At 68.7% G+C, this 14,668-nt stretch carries 15 protein-coding genes and 1 tRNA gene; 8 read left to right on the top strand and 8 right to left on the bottom strand.

Translation table 11 applies throughout. The features are described 5' to 3' along the window. The first annotated feature begins 61 nt into the window (after nucleotides 1-61). From AUC47_RS15270 to AUC47_RS15260, 3 genes are all read left to right on the top strand, one after another. On the top strand, nucleotides 62-817 hold the full coding sequence (locus tag AUC47_RS15270; RefSeq protein ID WP_096716157.1) for a 3'-5' exonuclease: 756 nt from the start codon (nucleotides 62-64) through the stop codon (nucleotides 815-817). After that, nucleotides 798-1,727 carry a helix-turn-helix transcriptional regulator gene (locus AUC47_RS15265; protein WP_096716031.1) on the top strand — a complete coding sequence of 310 codons (930 nt, stop codon included), beginning with the start codon at nucleotides 798-800 and terminating at the stop codon, nucleotides 1,725-1,727. The genes AUC47_RS15270 and AUC47_RS15265 overlap by 20 nt, the downstream gene beginning before the upstream one ends. A gap of 86 nt (nucleotides 1,728-1,813) precedes the next feature. After that, nucleotides 1,814-2,164 carry a DUF7882 family protein gene (locus tag AUC47_RS15260; RefSeq protein WP_096716030.1) on the top strand — a complete coding sequence of 117 codons (351 nt, stop codon included), beginning with the start codon at nucleotides 1,814-1,816 and terminating at the stop codon, nucleotides 2,162-2,164. 23 nt (nucleotides 2,165-2,187) lie between these two features. Here AUC47_RS15260 and AUC47_RS15255 read toward each other — a convergent pair whose 3' ends face one another. The 3 genes from AUC47_RS15255 to AUC47_RS15245 form a co-directional block, all read right to left on the bottom strand. After that, a complete protein-coding gene (locus tag AUC47_RS15255; RefSeq protein WP_096716029.1) occupies nucleotides 2,188-2,391 on the bottom strand; it encodes a DUF6458 family protein in 204 nt (67 codons plus the stop codon). A 121-nt stretch (nucleotides 2,392-2,512) separates the two neighbouring features. Next, nucleotides 2,513-2,586: transfer RNA gene (locus AUC47_RS15250), tRNA-Ile, on the bottom strand. A 28-nt stretch (nucleotides 2,587-2,614) separates the two neighbouring features. After that, nucleotides 2,615-3,151 (bottom strand): gamma carbonic anhydrase family protein, encoded by a 537-nt coding sequence (locus tag AUC47_RS15245; protein WP_096716028.1) that lies wholly within the window; start codon nucleotides 3,149-3,151, stop codon nucleotides 2,615-2,617. A gap of 139 nt (nucleotides 3,152-3,290) precedes the next feature. Here AUC47_RS15245 and AUC47_RS15240 point away from each other — a divergent pair, with 139 nt between their 5' ends. Beyond that, the gene (locus AUC47_RS15240) at nucleotides 3,291-3,776 is read left to right on the top strand and encodes a Dps family protein (protein ID WP_096716027.1); all 486 of its coding nucleotides are present in this window, start codon (nucleotides 3,291-3,293) and stop codon (nucleotides 3,774-3,776) included. A gap of 78 nt (nucleotides 3,777-3,854) precedes the next feature. Here AUC47_RS15240 and AUC47_RS15235 read toward each other — a convergent pair whose 3' ends face one another. The 5 genes from AUC47_RS15235 to AUC47_RS15215 are packed head-to-tail and all read right to left on the bottom strand — an operon-like array spanning nucleotide 3,855 to nucleotide 8,731. Further along, nucleotides 3,855-5,351, bottom strand: a complete 1,497-nt coding sequence (locus AUC47_RS15235) for an amidohydrolase (RefSeq protein ID WP_096716026.1) — start codon at nucleotides 5,349-5,351, stop codon at nucleotides 3,855-3,857. Further along, nucleotides 5,348-5,989 (bottom strand): FMN-binding negative transcriptional regulator, encoded by a 642-nt coding sequence (locus AUC47_RS15230; RefSeq protein WP_096716025.1) that lies wholly within the window; start codon nucleotides 5,987-5,989, stop codon nucleotides 5,348-5,350. Before AUC47_RS15230 ends, AUC47_RS15235 begins: the two co-directional genes overlap by 4 nt. 23 nt (nucleotides 5,990-6,012) lie before the next feature. Further along, on the bottom strand, nucleotides 6,013-7,023 hold the full coding sequence (locus AUC47_RS15225; RefSeq protein WP_096716024.1) for an Fpg/Nei family DNA glycosylase: 1,011 nt from the start codon (nucleotides 7,021-7,023) through the stop codon (nucleotides 6,013-6,015). Nucleotide 7,024: 1 nt separating this feature from the next. Continuing rightward, nucleotides 7,025-7,510 (bottom strand): ribose-5-phosphate isomerase, encoded by a 486-nt coding sequence (locus AUC47_RS15220; protein ID WP_096716023.1) that lies wholly within the window; start codon nucleotides 7,508-7,510, stop codon nucleotides 7,025-7,027. A 36-nt stretch (nucleotides 7,511-7,546) separates the two neighbouring features. Further along, nucleotides 7,547-8,731 carry a ferrochelatase gene (locus AUC47_RS15215; RefSeq protein WP_096716022.1) on the bottom strand — a complete coding sequence of 395 codons (1,185 nt, stop codon included), beginning with the start codon at nucleotides 8,729-8,731 and terminating at the stop codon, nucleotides 7,547-7,549. A 124-nt stretch (nucleotides 8,732-8,855) separates the two neighbouring features. Here AUC47_RS15215 and pepN point away from each other — a divergent pair, with 124 nt between their 5' ends. The 4 genes from pepN to AUC47_RS15195 all read left to right on the top strand — a co-directional run bounded on the left by pepN (nucleotide 8,856) and on the right by AUC47_RS15195 (nucleotide 14,661). Beyond that, on the top strand, nucleotides 8,856-11,408 hold the full coding sequence (gene pepN, locus AUC47_RS15210) for an aminopeptidase N (protein WP_096716021.1): 2,553 nt from the start codon (nucleotides 8,856-8,858) through the stop codon (nucleotides 11,406-11,408). A gap of 72 nt (nucleotides 11,409-11,480) precedes the next feature. After that, complete coding sequence (locus tag AUC47_RS15205; protein ID WP_096716020.1) at nucleotides 11,481-12,560, top strand: mechanosensitive ion channel family protein; 1,080 nt, start codon at nucleotides 11,481-11,483, stop codon at nucleotides 12,558-12,560. Further along, nucleotides 12,557-13,006 carry a globin gene (locus AUC47_RS15200; protein ID WP_096716019.1) on the top strand — a complete coding sequence of 150 codons (450 nt, stop codon included), beginning with the start codon at nucleotides 12,557-12,559 and terminating at the stop codon, nucleotides 13,004-13,006. The genes AUC47_RS15205 and AUC47_RS15200 overlap by 4 nt, the downstream gene beginning before the upstream one ends. Next, nucleotides 13,003-14,661, top strand: coding sequence for an FAD-binding dehydrogenase (locus AUC47_RS15195; RefSeq protein WP_096716018.1), 1,659 nt, complete (start codon nucleotides 13,003-13,005; stop codon nucleotides 14,659-14,661). Before AUC47_RS15200 ends, AUC47_RS15195 begins: the two co-directional genes overlap by 4 nt. Nucleotides 14,662-14,668: the final 7 nt, after the last annotated feature.

The following is a 14,668-nucleotide window of genomic DNA, read 5'->3' as shown; positions in this document are numbered from 1 at the left end:
GCCGGGGAGCGCTCCCGTGTCCTTCACGACCGATGTCGGTGCCCGGCTCTACCGTGATCCCATGCCCCGCGACGCCCCGCTCCCCGAGTGGATCACGCGCGTCGGGGTGTTCGACCTCGAGACGACCGGGGTCGACGTCGAGCACGATCGCATCGTGACCGCGCACATCGGTCTGCTCGACGCTCGCGGTGTGGAGATCGCGGCCCGGAACTGGATGGCCGACCCCGGCATCCCGATTCCGGACGGAGCGACCGCTGTGCACGGGATCACGACCGCGCATGCGCAGACTCACGGTCGTCCCGCGCTCGAAGTAGTGACGCAGGTCTCATCAGCCCTCGCATCGCTGCTCTCGCAGGGAGTGCCCATCGTCGCCTACAACGCCTCCTACGACTTCTCCCTGCTCGCGCACGAGGCCAGACGTCACGGCATCCCTGCGCTCAAGAACCCCTCCCCCGTCATCGACCCCCTTGTCATCGACAAGGCTTATGATCGATATCGGCCCGGTAAGCGCACGTTGCAAGTCGTCGCAGCGCACTACGCGGTGCCACTCGAGGACGCGCACGATGCTTCCGCCGATGCCGTCGCGGCCGGTCGCATCGCCCAGGCGCTGGCCCGTCAGTTCGTGCTTCCCGTGACGCTCTCCGAGCTTCATGAGAGGCAGATCGGCTGGGCCCGCTCCCAGGCCGCGAGCCTCACCGACTACTTCATCCGCATCGGCCGCATCGATCCCGAAGACACCATCGACGGGTCATGGCCGGTGCGCCCCCGCAGAGCGCCCCTGAGAGAGGATCTCCCCCGTGCGTTTCCACACCCGTGACGTGGCCCGAGTCGAAGAGACCTGGCAGCAGTACGTTCCCTCGGCGAAACTGCACGACGTCGACCCTCAGCGCTTCCGCTTCGACTGGCACTCCGAAGTGCTTCCCGGAATGAGCGTGGTTCGCTACGACCTCGCCGCTCGCGTCCACTCCACGGCTGAGCCTCAGGATCAGTTCCTGGCCTGTCGCGTCGATGGGGCCGGCGTCCGCCTGCATTCCGACAGGTCGGATCTCGACCCCGCGCGTCCCTGGCTGACCGACGGACCACGCGTGCACGCGCACTGGGACGAGAGCGTCCGCGTCACCGCACTGATCTTCGACCGTGAGCCGCTCGAGCAGCTCGGGCGCCGTATCACCGGCGACGACACCATGGCCCTCCACGTCACCGACCTCTCGCCCTCCACGGCCGCCGCGGCGGCGGCATGGGACCGGATGTTCGACTACGTCGAGCGCAGCATTCAGGAGCTGGAGGATGGAGACGTGCTGCTTCGCGCGGAGCTCGCCCGGCACGCAGCGACGACCACGCTGTCGTCGTTCTCTACGACGATTCTGAGCAGGCGCTCCCGCTCCCCGCAGACCGCGCCGGCACCCGCGACGGTGCGTCGGGCGCTCGCGTACATCGCCGAGAACGCGCACCGACCGATCACGATCGACGATGTGGCGGCCTCGGTGCACATCTCCACGCGCGGACTGCAGTACGCATTCCGGCGTGCGCTCGATGTCACGCCGGCCGAGTGCCTGCGACAGGCGCGCCTCGACGGGGCTCACCGCGAACTCCGCTCGGGGGTGCCGACGACCGTGGCTGCGATAGCCCGACGCTGGGGATTCGCCCATCCGTCGCGCTTCGCAGCGGCCTACCGCGAGGCGTTCGGCGTGCTTCCGTCGGTGACGGCCGGCAAGCACAGGAGATGACATGGAGCGAAAACCCTGTTCGCTCTCGTGGCGTGGCGCATCGCCGCGGCGCGGCCGGGCTTTCGCGACAGCTTAGATTTTGAGGCATGGGTTCTCTGTACTACGGCGACTCCGAGCCGATCCAGATCGACGACCGAGCGCTCGCGCACCTGAAGGTCGTCGTCGCCACGAAACTCCGGCGCAACGAGAGCTTCACCGTCTCCTGGCGTCACCCGGACGGTCAGCCGAGCGGACGCTCGACGATCTGGCTGCACCCGTCGATCCCGTTGCGCTTCGTCTTCCAGGACCCGGAGGCACCCGAGCTCAGCCGTCGATGGATCGAGGACCTCGCACACTCCGCCAACTCCAGCGGCGGAATCACGCTCGTCGACGAGCACCTCGAAACCCCGGAGCCGATCGAGACCGGCCCCGGGGCGCTCGAGTCCGCAGCGGACTGAGTCCGCAACCGACTCCGTCCGCGTCAGATCACATCTCGCTCGACGACGGTGTCGCGGCGACCGCGACGGGCGACCAGCAGGATCAGCCCGATGATGAAGACGAGTGCGCCCGCCGCCATCAGGATGTAACCGACCATGTCGAGGTTGACCCAGTCCACCTGGATGTTGAGGGCGAACACGAGGATCGCCCCGATCACGAAGAGCACGACGCCGGTGCCGATGGTCATGATGCCTCCTAGATTCCGGACGAACCGGGCAGGTGAGCCGGTCGTTCCGTTCCTCAGAGTGTCAGGGCTTCGTTTCCGGCGACAAGGGCTTGACACGCTCGCCTGTGCGCGGATTCAACGGTAGGGCGGGCGGGACTTGAACCCGCGATCGTTGGGTTATGAGCCCACTGCCTTAACCAGCTTGGCCACCGCCCCGTAGGCACAAGCCTAGCGGTCGAGCCTCTCAGGCCGGGGTCGCGTCCTCGTGCGTCCGCAGGTGACCGAGATAGATGTCGGCGTTCGCGATCAGCCCCTCACGCTCGTCCTCGGTGAGTGACCTGCGCACTTTCGCCGGGACGCCGGCGACGAGCGAGCCCTCCGGCACCTCGGTGCCGCTCAGCACCACGGCACCGCCGGCGATCAGGCACCCCGGTCCAATCACCGCGCCGCTCAGCACCACCGCGCCCATGCCGATCAGCGAGCCGTCGCCGATCGTGCATCCGTGGACGACGGCGTTGTGCCCGATCGACACCTTCGCGCCGATCCGCACGGGATGTCCGGCATCCACGTGGATCGAGACGTTGTCCTGCACGTTGCTCCCCGCGCCGACGGAGATCTGCGCCGAGTCGGCGCGGAGCACGGCGTTGTACCAGACGCTCGCGCCGGGCTCGATCCGCACGTCCCCCACCACACGGGCCCCCTCGGCGACGAACGTGGCCTGGGCGATCGACGGGGTCTTGTCGCCGAGGGCGAGGACGGAAGCTCCGGCTGCGATGCTCATGAGGCGAGACTACCCTCACAGGCTCGATTTTCCGCGTGATTCCGGGGCAGTAAGCCCAGCCTGTGCTTGCTTGCGGAATGATTCCAGACGAGTAGCGTTGTCTTCACCAGGCAGAAGAATCAACTCCGGAGGAGTCACGATGAGCAAGGCACAGACCGTTCCCACCACCGCCAGCGACCCGACCGTCGCGGCCGCAGCCGCCCAGTTCCTCTCCCCCGTCGTCCTCGGCCTCCAGGCCCTCACGATCAACGGCAAGCAGGCGCACTGGCACGTCCGCGGCGCGAACTTCGTCGGCGTGCACGAGCTGCTCGACACGATCGTCGCCCACGCCGGCGACTTCGCCGACACCGCCGCGGAGCGCATCGTCGCCCTCGGACTGCCGATCGACGCACGCGTCAACACCGTCGCGGGCAAGGCAGGCGACACCTCCGTGCCGGCCGGCTTCACGCAGTCCGATGAGCTGGTCCGCGCGGTCATCACCGACATCGACGCGATCCTCGTCGACCTGAAGGCCGCGATCGACGGCCTCGATGAGGTCGATCTGACGAGCCAGGACGTCGCGATCGAGATCATGCGCGGCCTCGAGAAGGACCGCTGGTTCCTCGTCTCGCACATCGCCGCGTAATCGCACTGTCAACGAGGAGGGGCACCGGGAGCGATCCCGGTGCCCCTCCTCGTTCGCACGGGCGAGCCGCGACCCCCTTCAGCCGCGGTGTGTGAGACGTCCGCCGAGAAGCGTCGCGACGATCGGCATCCTGCGCAGCGTCTTTCCGTCGGCGGAGCGAGGATCGGCACCGCACAACACGAGGTCGGCGACCTCGCCCGGTCGCGTCGACGACCGAACGCTCGCACCGAGCGCTTCGTCGAATCGCAGAGCCTCCTCGGGGTGCCATGGCGCCCGCTCGTCGTCCGTCCGCGCGACGGCCGCCGAGATGGCCTGCCACGGATCCAGAGGCGCGACCGGTGCGTCCGAGCCGAACCGCAGCTCCACCCCTGCGTCCTGCAGGGCTCTGAGCGGATAGCCGATCGAGGTCTGCGACGACCAGTGCGTACCGACGATGTCGCGATCGTCGAGCGCGTGCTGCGGCTGCACGCTGGCGATGACCCCGAGCCGACCGAACCGAGCGAGGTCAGCGTGACGCACCAGCTGCGCGTGCTCGATCGTGCCGACGGCGCCGCTCGTTGTGAACGCATCGAGCGCGGCGGTCACCGCTCGGTCGCCGATGGCGTGCACGGCGACCGCCAACCCCGCACCCGTCGCGGTCGTCAGCAGCTCCGTCAGCTCCGCCGGGGGAACGGTGAGCACTCCGTAGTTCTCCGGGTCGTCGGGGTAGGCGTGCGAGCAGGCGGCGGTGCGGGTGCCGAGCGACCCGTCGCTGATGATCTTCAGCGGACCGACATGGATGAGACCGCGACCCGCCTCGGGCGCGTCGGCCAGCTCATGGACCTCGCCCGTGCGCAGGCCAGCTGCGATGGCACGCGCGAGGTCGAAGGGATAGACGGCGAACTCGACCCGATGCGCAGAGAACCCCGCCTGTACTCGACGAGGCCACGCATCCGCGTTCCAGGCCATGTCGAAGTCGACCAGGCCGGTGACACCGCGAGACGCGGCCTGCGCGCCGGCCTGTGCGACCGCGCGATCGCTGTGGGCAGGATCGGCGGCGTTCAGGCGACGCGAGATCTCGAACGCATCGGCCTCGCGCAGCACGCCGTCGGCGGCATCGAACCCCTCCCGACGCAGAGCGGCCGAGTTCAGCCAGGTGCTGTGGACGTCCGCGTTGATCAGGTAGGCGGGCACGCTGCCCGTCGCCGCGTCGAGCAGAGCGAGACTCGGCTTGTCGGGCCACAGAGCGTCGCGAAACCCGCTGCCGACGCGACGTCCGTCGGGCAGCGGCACCGCCCGCGACATGATGCGGGCCGCCTCTGCCGCGGAGGCTGCGTCGCCCAGCGGCGTTCGCTGCGACTCCAGCGCCCACTGCACGGTGTGCACGTGGTTGTCCCAGAGTCCCGGCACGACCCAGGCCCCGTCACCGTCGAGCACCTCGCCCCGGGTCGGCAGCGCGCCCACCGGGGCGATGTCGGCGATCCGCCCACCGTCGAGAAACACGTCGACGGGTTCGTCGTCGATGAGGAACTCGCGACCGGGGCCGGCGATCCGCACCGAGGTGACTGTGCCGACGACCTCGCCGTTCGCGCTCACCGCGCAGCGCCTGTGCGAGCGTCTCGGGCCCGGCGCATCTCGGCGGCGAGCTCGGGGTGCGCGTACGGCCCGCCGCTCTCCAGTGCCTCGATCACGGCATCCACCGTCTCAGCCGGCTTGTTCTGGCTCAGTTTGCGCTTCGCGACGACTCGGCGCGGGGTGAGCCGGAACCCCACGGTGCCCGAGGCGAGGCGGGTGACGAACGCCGGATCGTTGGGACGCTCCCACATGCGGCGGGGGTCCGGCATACGCCCTTCGAACCGGTCGACGAGCCGGTCGAGCACGGCGAGGTTCTCCTCGTCGGAGAGGATCTCCGGGATCCCGGCGAGGTGCACGGCCGTGTAGTTCCAGGTGGGAACCGCCTGCACATCGCCGTACCACCCCGGCGAGATGTACCCGTGCGGCCCCTGGAAGATGACCAGCAGCTCGCGCTCTCCCATGCCGTGGATCAGGTCGTCCGGACGACCGACGTGACCGACGATCGTCAGGTCGTCGCGGTCCTCGTCGAGCAGGACCACGTAGTGCGACGAGACGAGCCCGTCCGGGCCGTGGCTGACGATCGTCGCCCACGGATTCGCGTCGACGACACGACGGATCTCCTCGACGTCGGCGAGGGTGAAGCTGGGATTCTGACGCATCCTCCCAGCCTAGGACCGCGGCGTCACGCCTGGCAGCGAGGGCACCAGTAGAGCTTCCGGGCGCCGATCTCCTCGAGGGCTATCTCGGTGCCGCAGACGCGACACGGAAGTCCTGCACGGTGGTAGACCCAGTGACGGTCGTCGCGACTCGCCATCGCTGCGCGGTAGGCCTCGGGCGACAGGTCGTCCATCGTCATCATCTGGCCGGTCTCGACGCCGATCGCCAGCAGACGCACCCAGTCGCGCCAGAGCGCGCGTACGACGTCCTCTGGCACCCGCTTGCCGGGGGTGTGCGGATTCAGCCGCTGCCGGAACAGCATCTCGGCGCGGTAGACGTTCCCGATGCCGCTGACGACCGACTGGTCCATGAGCAGGAGGGCGATCACGGTCTGCGTCTTGCGCACGGCGCGCACGAATCGCTCCTCGTTCTCGACCGGGTCGCCGACGAGCGGATCCGGGCCGAGCTTGGCGATCGTCGCCAGCACCTCATCCGGGGTCTGCAGCACGCACGCGGTCGGTCCGCGCAGGTCGGCGGCCGTGATGTCGGTCATGAGGCGCAGGCGCACCTGTCCGACGACCGGGGGCGGCCACTCGACGAGATCCTCGTCCGAAGCCTCACCGAGCCCCTTGGTCTGTTCCGACATGCGGACGTGCACGCGCGTGCGACGCGGAGCGCCGATCGACGACAGCGAGTTCTCGCCCGCATCGTCGAGGATCGGATCGTCGAGAACGGTGCCGCGCTGATTGGTCTGTCCCATCCGGCCGTTGGCGGAAGCGATCGTCGGGTCGACGACGATCTCGCCTGCGAAGTCCCACGCGCCGTAGAGCCCGAGGTGCACACGCAGCCAGACGTCGCCCTCGGCCTCGAGGAACATCTGCTTGCCGACCGCCTGGACGCTCACGGCCTCGCGACCGTCGAGGACGGCAGCGCCCTCGGCGAACCGGCCCTGCGGACTCGACGCCGACATGGTCTTGCCGACGAAGTTGCGGTCGAACTGTCGCGCGATCCGATGGACGGAATGACCCTCGGGCATCTCAGGCCCGCGGATCCGGCAGCAGCGACCCGTCGCGCTCGAAGTCGGCGATCTGAGCGATGCGACGCACGTGGCGCTCCTCGTCCGAGAACGGCGTGGCGATGAAGGTGTCGATGAACGACGTCACCTCGTCGAAGGTGTGCTGACGCGCACCGATCGAGATCACGTTGGCGTCGTTGTGCTGACGCGCGAGCTCTGCCGTCGATGTGTTCCAGACGAGCGCGGCGCGCACCCCCTCGACCTTGTTCGCGGCGATCTGCTCGCCGTTGCCCGAACCTCCGAACACCACTCCGAGCGTCTCGACGCCGGCGGCCTGGTCGGCCACCACCGCCTGAGCTGCGCGGATGCAGAAGGCCGGGTAGTCGTCGAGTGCGTCGTATTCGACCGGACCGTGATCGACGACCTCGTGCCCCGCCGTGCGCAGGTGGTCCTGCAACTGCGTCGAGAAGTCGAGGCCGGCGTGATCGGTGGCGATGTGGATGCGCATGGCTCCCATCCTAGGATCGGGCGCTGACACGCGGCATCACGGTGCGACGCCGGCCGCGGCCGGCTTGAATCCCGCGCGGATGTTCTCGCAGCATCCCGGTCGGCAGACGTCGAAACCGCCGGGGAGCGAGGTGACGTGCGGACGCTGCTCGTTGGGACGCCCTTCGAGGCGCTCTTCGATCAGGTCGACGATGCCGGCGACGAAGGACGGCGCGACACCAGGTGTCGGCGTGCGGGTGAATGCCAGTCCCGCTTCCTCCGCGGCTTCGGCGGCCTCGGTGTCGAGGTCCCACAGCACCTCCATGTGATCGCTCATGAAGCCCACGGGGACGACCGCGACCGCCGTGCGCCCGCGCGACGGAAGCTCGGCGATCACGTCGCACACGTCCGGCTCGAGCCACGGCTGGGAGGCGGGTCCCGAGCGCGACTGGTAGACGAGCTCCCACGAGACGTCGGCCGCGGCGGGGATCGTCGCTCGGACTCGATCCATGACCCAGGCGGCGACCGCGAGGTGCTGCGCGGCGTACGCTCCCCCTTCGCCCCAGTCGATGTCGCGGGCGCCGGAGCGCTGCGCGTCCTCCGTGGGGATGCTGTGGGTGGAGAAGAGGATCTGGATGTCGGATGCCGCGATGCCCTGAGCGAGGAACGACTCGACGGCCTCGCGCACACCCGTCTCGAACGACTCCACGAATCCGGGGTGGTCGTAGAAGGGGCGGATCTTGTCGATCGTCACCGTCTTGCCGAGCCCCGTCTCCTGCAGTACCCGGGCGAAATCCTCGCGGTACTGGCGGCAGCTCGAGAAGGAGCTGTACGCGCTCGTCGCGAACGCGAGGAGGGTCGTGTGACCGGCGTCCGCCGCCTCGGTCACGACCTCCTCCAGATACGGGCTCCAGTTGCGGTTGCCCCAGTACACGGGCAGATCGATGCCGCGCCGCTCCAGCTCGGCTTCCAGCGCCTCCTTCAGGATGCGGTTCTGGCCGTTGATCGGGCTCACGCCGCCGAAGTGGCGGTAGTGGTGCGCGACCTCCTCGAGCCGCTCGTCGGGGATGCCGCGACCGCGGGTCACGTTGCGCAGGAACGGGATGACGTCGTCCTGCCCCTCGGGGCCTCCGAAGCCCGCGAGCAGGATGCCGTCGTACGCGACCGGGGTGGTCACGAAAGGTGCTCCGCTCGCGGCGGCGGCTGAGGCAAAGGGGACGGTGTTCGGCTCGATCGCAGTCACCCCTCCATCCTTTCACCTCCCGGACGTGAGACAGGCCGGGATGCTGGCGTAGGCTGTCATGGTTGCCGTGGGCGCCAACTGCGCCGGGTTGCGGTGACATCCCCTCACCCCTGGGAGTACAGCTGTGCCTGGAGAGAACCTCACCCGTATCGAAGCGCAGGAGCGCCGCGACGTCATCGACACCCAGTCGTACGAGGTGTCGCTCGACCTCACCAAGGGCGCCGAGGTCTTCGGTTCCCGCAGCGTGGTGCGCTTCACCGCGACGCCGGAGAGCTTCACCTTCATCGACCTGATCGCACGCGAGGTGCGTGAGATCTCGCTCAACGGCGAGCAGCTCGACCCCGAAGAGGTCTTCGCCGACTCGCGCATCGCCCTCTCCGGCCTGCAGGCCGAGAACGTGCTGGTCGTCGACGCCGACTGCCTCTACACGAACACCGGCGAGGGACTGCACCGGTTCGTCGATCCGGTCGACGGCGAGGTCTACCTGTACTCGCAGTTCGAGGTCCCCGACTCCCGTCGCGTCTTCGCCGTCTTCGAGCAGCCCGATCTCAAGGCGACGTTCCAGTTCACGGTCACGGCACCCGCCGCGTGGAAGGTCGTCTCGAACTCCCCCACGCCCGAGCCGATCCTGCACGACGACAGCACGATCGCCACGTGGGGCTTCGAGCCCACCCCTCGTATCTCCTCGTACATCACCGCACTGATCGCGGGTCCCTACGAGTCGACGTTCTCGGAGCTCACGAGCGCCTCCGGCCGCGTCATCCCGCTCGGCGTCTACGGACGCAAGAGCCTGTGGCAGCACCTCGACGCCGACTACATCTTCGACAAGACCCGCGAGGGCTTCGCCTACTTCGAGTCGAAGTTCGGAGTCCCGTACCCGTTCGCGAAGTACGACCAGCTCTTCGTCCCGGAGTTCAACGCGGGCGCCATGGAGAACGCGGGCGCCGTCACCTTCACCGAGACCTACGTGTTCCGCAGCAAGGTGACGGATGCGGTGAAGGAGCGCCGCGTCGTCACGATCCTGCACGAGCTCGCTCACATGTGGTTCGGCGACCTCGTCACGATGAAGTGGTGGAACGATCTCTGGCTGAACGAGTCGTTCGCCGAGTGGGCGTCGACCATCGCGACCGCCGAGGCCACCGAGTGGACCGAGGCGTGGACAACGTTCAACGCGATGGAGAAGACCTGGGCGTACCGGCAGGACCAGCTGCCGTCGACGCACCCCATCGTCGCCGAGATCAACGATCTCGAGGACGTGCAGGTCAACTTCGACGGCATCACCTACGCGAAGGGCGGATCCGTCCTCAAGCAGCTCGCGGCCTGGGTCGGCATCGAGCAGTTCTTCGCCGGCGTCTCGCAGTACTTCCAGAAGCACTCCTGGGGCAACACCGAGCTCAGCGACCTGCTCACCGAGCTCGAGGCCACCAGCGGTCGCGAGCTGAGCACCTGGTCGAAGAAGTGGCTGGAGACGGCCGGCGTCAATACGCTCGAGCCCTTCATCGTCGAGGACTCCGACGGCACCATCTCGCGCTTCGCCGTGACGCAGACGGCGCCGGCCGACTATCCGACGATCCGCCCGCACCGCCTGGGCATCGGCTTCTACTCGCTGCAGGACGGCGCGCTGGTCAGGGTGCACTACGTCGAGGTCGACGTCGACGGCGACCGCACCGAGGTGCCCGAGCTGCAGGGGCTCAAGCGTCCCGACCTGGTGCTCCTGAACGACAACGACCTCGCCTACGCGAAGATCCGACTCGACGAGCGCTCGCTGGCGACCGCGATCGCCCACCTCGCCGACATCAGCGAGCCGCTCCCGCGCTCGCTCGTGTGGGGTGCGGCCTGGGACCAGACTCGGGATGCCGAGACGGCGGCGTCGGACTACATCGACCTCGTGCTCGGCAACATCGGCCGCGAGACCGAGTCGACGACCGTACGCACCACGCTCGCGCAGCTTCGCACCGCGGCGACCCTGTACGTGGCCCCCGAGCAGCGCGAAGCGGCACGCCAGAAGGTCGCAGACGGCCTGTGGACCCTCGCCGAGGGTGCGGAGTCGGGCAGCGACAGCCAGCTGCAGTTCGTGACCGCGTTCGCGAGCTCGCTCGTCACTCCCGAGCACGCGGGCATCGTCGGCCGGCTCCGCTCCGGCGAGGAGACTCTGCCGGGCCTCGAGATCGACGCCGACCTGAACTGGCAGCTGCTCGTGGGACTCGCGACCATCGGAGCGACGGATGCCGCGGCGATCGACGCCGCACTGGCCGCCGACAACACGGCGAAGGGCGCGGAGTTCGCCGCACAGGCTCGCGCCGCGCTTCCTGACCTCGACTCGAAGCGTGCCGCGTGGGCGTCGCTGATCGAGCGCGACGACGCGCCGAACACCATCGTCCGCTCCGCTGCGCTCGGGTTCGTGCACCCGGCCGGCGTCGAGTCGCTCCGCGAGTTCGTGCAGCCGTACTTCGACATGCTGGTGCCGATCTGGGACTCGCGGACGTATCAGATCGCGCAGTACCTCGTCGTGGGTCTGTTCCCGACGGCGATCGCCGATGTGGCCCTCCGCGACGCCACGCGCGCCTGGCTCTCCGAGCACCAGGACGCGGCGCCCGCTCTGCGTCGCCTCGTGATGGAGAACCTCGCCGACGTCGAGCGCGCACTCGCCGCGCAGTCGCGCGACGCAGACGACTGATACCCGGCTGAGCGAAGGCCTCAGTGCGGCGCTTCCAGCCCGCGCTGAGGCCTTCTCGCTACCCTGGAGGGGATGATCCCCCTGCCTTCCCAAGTCACTCCCCCGCCCGAAGAACCGGCTCTCTCCCCGGAGTGGACCGAGTTCCTGCGCGTCCTCGGCGACGTCGGGATGAAAGCGCTCAACGTCGCGATCATCATCATCGCGTGCGTCCTCATAGCCCTCGTGCTCCGCGTGGTCATCCGCCGCGTCGTGCACCGGATCGTCGACACCGCGAAGAACAAGGCCTCGGTCGACGACACCCAGGCCTTGGAACGCTCGCCGCTCGCCGACATGCGACTCGTGCAACGCACCCGCACCCTCGGCACCATCCTGCAGAACATCGTCAACGTCATGCTGGTCGTGATCGCCGTGGTGCTCGTGGTCAATGCGCTCGACAACAGCCTGCTGGGGTCGCTGACGCTGCTCACCGCGGCGGTCGGCGCCGGTCTCGGCTTCGGCGCCCAGAACATCGTCAAGGACGTCCTGAACGGAATGTTCATCGTCGCGGAGGACCAGATCGGCATCGGAGACGTCGTCGACCTCGGCCTCGCGTCCGGCGTGGTCGAGTACGTGAGCGTCCGCATCACGCAGGTGCGCGACGTCAACGGCACGCTCTGGTACGTCCGCAACGGCGAGGTGACCCGGATCGGCAACATGTCGCAGGGGTGGGCTCGCGCGATCATCGACATCGGAGTGCCCCTCGACGCCGACCTCGACGAGGTCGAGCAGGTCATGCTGGAGACCGCTCAGGGGCTGGCGAAGGATCCGAAGTGGCGGACGCGCATCATCGAGAAACCCGAGCTGTGGGGCCTCGAGTCGATCGGCGGCGAGGCGCTCGTCGTGCGGATCGTCATCAAGGCGCGCGCCAACGCGAAGGACGACGTGGCGCAGGAGCTGCGCAAGCGACTCCGCGCGGCGCTGCTCGAGAAGGAGATCGCCCTGCCGAGCATGGCGACCATCGTCCCCACCGGTCTCGACGGCGCGAGGCGGGTGCGCGGCGCCAACCCGCCGAAGACGCGTCCGAACGCGGTCACGGGGGTGCCCGTCATCCCCGACCGCGGGATCTGGCGGCGCAAGAAGCAGCAGAACGACGACGGGAGCACCCAGAAGTGACCTTCTACGACGAGGTCGGCGGGCGAGAGACCTTCGCGAAGATCGTCTCGGTCTTCTACCGCGAGGTCGCGCTCGACCCCGTGCTCAAGGCGATGTACCCGGAGGAGGACCTGGGCCCGGCAGAGGAGCGGCTGCTGCTGTTCCTCGAGCAGTATTGGGGCGGTCCGACGACCTACGGCGAGACGCGAGGTCACCCTCGACTGCGGATGCGGCACATGCCCTTCCATGTCGACCCCGACGCGCGCGATCGTTGGCTCCGGCACATGCGCACGGCCGTGGACGAGGCGCAGTTGTCGCCCCTGCACGAATCGACGCTCTGGGACTACCTGGAGCGAGCTGCGTATGCGATGGTGAACTCGTTCGAGCCCCGCGGCATCGGCACGTCCGCCGACGGCCGCCCCACGCTCGAGACCCGATCGCGTCAGGAATCAACGGAGAGCACATGACGAAGAAGACCCTGTCCGCAGACGTCCTGGTGATCGGATGGGGTCTCGCCGGCCTCGTGGCCGCGGGCGAAGCCCTGGCTGCAGGGAGACGTGTCGTCATCGTCGACCAGGAGCCGCGCACCAACCTCGGCGGGCAGGCGTGGTGGTCGTTCGGCGGCCTGTTCTTCGTCGACTCCCCCGAGCAGCGGCGGATGGGCATTCGCGATTCGCTCGACCTCGCCACGCAGGACTGGTTCGGCACCGCCGGCTTCGACCGGCCGGAGGACGAGTGGCCGCGCCGCTGGGCGGAGGCGTACCTGCAGTTCGCCGCCGGCGAGAAGCGCGCCTGGCTGCGTGAGCGCGGAGTCGGCTTCTTCCCGGTCGTCGGGTGGGCCGAGCGCGGCGGATACGGCGCGCTCGGCCCCGGCAACTCCGTCCCGAGGTTCCATATCACGTGGGGCACAGGGCCGGGCATCGTCGCGCCGTTCACCGTGGCCGTCGAGCAGGGCGAGCGCGACGGTCACCTCACCGTCCTCGCCCGTCATCGGGTGACCGAGCTCGTCGTGACGGACGGCGTCGTCACCGGCGCGCGCGGCAGCATTCTCGCTTCGAGCGCGTCGGAGCGAGGCGTCGAATCCTCACGCGAGGTGATCGGCGACTTCGAGATCACCGCAGGCGCCACGATCGTGAGTTCCGGCGGGATCGGCGGCAACCACGACCTCGTGCGGGCTGCCTGGCCCTCTCGACTCGGCACTCCGCCCGACCACATGCTCACGGGGGTCCCCGCCTATGTGGACGGATCGATGCAGTCCGTGAGCGCGGCCGCCGGCGCTCGACTGATCAACGGCGACCGCATGTGGCATTACGTCGAGGGCATCACCAACTGGGACCCGGTGTGGCCGTCGCACGGCATCCGGATCCTGCCGGGTCCGTCCTCGCTGTGGCTCGACGCCACCGGCGCGCGGCTGCCCGTTCCCCTCTTCCCGGGGTTCGACACCCTCGGCACGCTCGCACACCTGCGTCGCACCGGACACGACCACTCCTGGTTCGTCACCTCCCGACAGATCGTGGAGAAGGAGTTCGCGCTCTCGGGCAGCGAGCAGAACCCGGACCTGACCGGGAAGGATGTCGGTCTGCTCCTGCGGTCGCGCTTGGCGAAGGGACCGACCGGCCCCGTGCAGGCGTTCCTCGACGAGGGTGCGGACTTCATCGTCGAGAACGACCTGGAGTCGCTGCTCGAGCAGATGCGGCAGCATCCCGGTGGCGAACTCCTCGATCTCGATCGGGTCCGTCGCGAGATCGTCGCGCGCGATCTCGAGATGGAGAACGACTTCACCAAGGATGCGCAGATCGGGATGCTGCGCTCGATGCGCGGCTATCGCGGCGATCGTCTCATTCGCACAGCAGCGCCGCATCGTCTTCAGGATCCTGCCGCGGGTCCGATGGTCGCCGTGAAGCTCCACGTGCTCACACGCAAGTCCTTGGGCGGGATCACCACCGACCTCGACGGTCGAGCACTCGACGGCGACGGCTCCCCGATCCCCGGCCTGTTCGCGGCCGGAGAGGCGAGCGGCTTCGGAGGCGGCGGCGTGCACGGTTATCGTGCTCTCGAGGGCACGTTCCTCGGAGGCTGCCTCTTCTCGGGCCGTCAGGCGGGCAGAGCGGCGTCGCGCTGACGTCAGC

Source organism: Microbacterium sp. SZ1 (assembly GCF_002362255.1).
Classification (GTDB): Bacteria; Actinomycetota; Actinomycetes; order Actinomycetales; family Microbacteriaceae; genus Microbacterium.
Note: the sequence above shows the minus strand (reverse complement) of the source record. Positions and strands in the feature narration are given on the sequence as shown.

Coding starts and splice junctions, on each gene's coding strand:
- AUC47_RS15270 (WP_096716157.1), top strand. CDS start 62: ATGCCCCGCGACGCCCCGCTCCCCGAGTGGATCACGCGCGTCGGGGTG.
- AUC47_RS15260 (WP_096716030.1), top strand. CDS start 1,814: ATGGGTTCTCTGTACTACGGCGACTCCGAGCCGATCCAGATCGACGAC.
- AUC47_RS15255 (WP_096716029.1), bottom strand. CDS start 2,391: ATGACCATCGGCACCGGCGTCGTGCTCTTCGTGATCGGGGCGATCCTC.
- AUC47_RS15245 (WP_096716028.1), bottom strand. CDS start 3,151: ATGAGCATCGCAGCCGGAGCTTCCGTCCTCGCCCTCGGCGACAAGACC.
- AUC47_RS15240 (WP_096716027.1), top strand. CDS start 3,291: ATGAGCAAGGCACAGACCGTTCCCACCACCGCCAGCGACCCGACCGTC.
- AUC47_RS15230 (WP_096716025.1), bottom strand. CDS start 5,989: ATGCGTCAGAATCCCAGCTTCACCCTCGCCGACGTCGAGGAGATCCGT.
- AUC47_RS15225 (WP_096716024.1), bottom strand. CDS start 7,023: ATGCCCGAGGGTCATTCCGTCCATCGGATCGCGCGACAGTTCGACCGC.
- AUC47_RS15220 (WP_096716023.1), bottom strand. CDS start 7,510: ATGCGCATCCACATCGCCACCGATCACGCCGGCCTCGACTTCTCGACG.
- AUC47_RS15205 (WP_096716020.1), top strand. CDS start 11,481: ATGATCCCCCTGCCTTCCCAAGTCACTCCCCCGCCCGAAGAACCGGCT.
- AUC47_RS15195 (WP_096716018.1), top strand. CDS start 13,003: ATGACGAAGAAGACCCTGTCCGCAGACGTCCTGGTGATCGGATGGGGT.